The 1,651-nt window shown below is 50.5% G+C and carries 2 tRNA genes and 2 rRNA genes (1 of these 4 only partly in view); all 4 read left to right on the forward strand.

Features of this window, described 5'->3' with window-relative positions:
- Window positions 1-680: ribosomal RNA gene (locus LMJ30_RS06500) — 16S ribosomal RNA — on the forward strand (it extends 767 nt beyond the left edge of the window).
- A gap of 76 nt (window positions 681-756) precedes the next feature.
- A tRNA-Ile gene (locus LMJ30_RS06505) sits at window positions 757-833 on the forward strand.
- Window positions 834-883: 50 nt separating this feature from the next.
- Window positions 884-959: transfer RNA gene (locus LMJ30_RS06510), tRNA-Ala, on the forward strand.
- Between the two features lie 213 nt (window positions 960-1,172).
- A 23S ribosomal RNA gene (locus LMJ30_RS06515) occupies window positions 1,173-1,651 on the forward strand; the annotation flags it as partial.

Here is a 1,651-nt window from a genome sequence, read left to right on the forward strand (position 1 = left end):
CAGCTAACGCGTGAAGTAGACCGCCTGGGGAGTACGGTCGCAAGATTAAAACTCAAAGGAATTGACGGGGACCCGCACAAGCGGTGGATGATGTGGATTAATTCGATGCAACGCGAAAAACCTTACCTACCCTTGACATGGCAGGAATCCCGGAGAGATTTGGGAGTGCTCGAAAGAGAACCTGCACACAGGTGCTGCATGGCTGTCGTCAGCTCGTGTCGTGAGATGTTGGGTTAAGTCCCGCAACGAGCGCAACCCTTGTCATTAGTTGCTACGAAAGAGCACTCTAATGAGACTGCCGGTGACAAACCGGAGGAAGGTGGGGATGACGTCAAGTCCTCATGGCCCTTATGGGTAGGGCTTCACACGTCATACAATGGTACATACAGAGGGCCGCCAACCCGCGAGGGGGAGCTAATCCCAGAAAGTGTATCGTAGTCCGGATTGTAGTCTGCAACTCGACTACATGAAGTTGGAATCGCTAGTAATCGCGGATCAGCATGTCGCGGTGAATACGTTCCCGGGTCTTGTACACACCGCCCGTCACACCATGGGAGCGGGTTTTACCAGAAGTAGGTAGCTTAACCGCAAGGAGGGCGCTTACCACGGTAGGATTCGTGACTGGGGTGAAGTCGTAACAAGGTAGCCGTATCGGAAGGTGCGGCTGGATCACCTCCTTTCTAGAGTAGCACCGGCCTAGAGCCAATTCATTAAGCGTCCACTCTTATCGACTGTTGAACAAGAAGAACAGCATTTGGGGCTGTAGCTCAGCTGGTTAGAGCACCGTGTTGATAACGCGGGGGTCGTTGGTTCGAGTCCAACCAGCCCTACCACGTTTCACACACGTCATTCCCGCGAAGGCGGGAACCTAATGTGATACACAGGGGGATTAGCTCAGCTGGGAGAGCACCTGCTTTGCAAGCAGGGGGTCGTCGGTTCGATCCCGTCATCCTCCACCAAAAGTTCAAACGTAAGCATCCGTGTTTAGGTTTGGTCTTTTAGAGATTAAATGCTGTTTCGTTCTTTAACAATCTGGAAGAAGTAAAGTTTTATTAAGCGTGTTCTGTAAAAGGAGCACACTTAGGGTAGTAGTAAAACTCATCAAACACAGTAATAAATGAAGTCTTGCTTGGAACTGTAACGATCCCTGGCAACAGGGGCTAACGTTATAGGGACAAGTGAATAAGTGCACATGGTGGATGCCTTGGCGATTACAGGCGATGAAGGACGTAGTAGCTTGCGATAAGCTGCGGGGAGTGAGCAAACACACTTTGATCCGCAGATTTCCGAATGGGGAAACCCGGCCTTTTAGGTCATTGCATACTGAATACATAGGTATGCAAAGCGAACGCGGCGAACTGAAACATCTAAGTAGCTGCAGGAAAATAAATCAACCGAGATTCCCAAAGTAGTGGCGAGCGAAATGGGATCAGCCTGCACGTTTTAGCATGACGCATAGTAGAACGGATTGGAAACTCCGGCCATAGAGGGTGATAGCCCCTTATACGAAATGCGATGTGTGGAACTAAGCGTGCGACAAGTAGGGCGGGACACGAGAAATCCTGTCTGAACATGGGGGGACCATCCTCCAAGGCTAAATACTCGTAATCGACCGATAGTGAACCAGTACCGTGAGGGAAAGGCGAAAAGA

The sequence above is a fragment of the Massilia agrisoli genome, assembly GCF_020831365.1.
In the GTDB taxonomy this organism is placed as follows: Bacteria; Pseudomonadota; Gammaproteobacteria; order Burkholderiales; family Burkholderiaceae_D; genus Telluria_A; species Telluria_A agrisoli.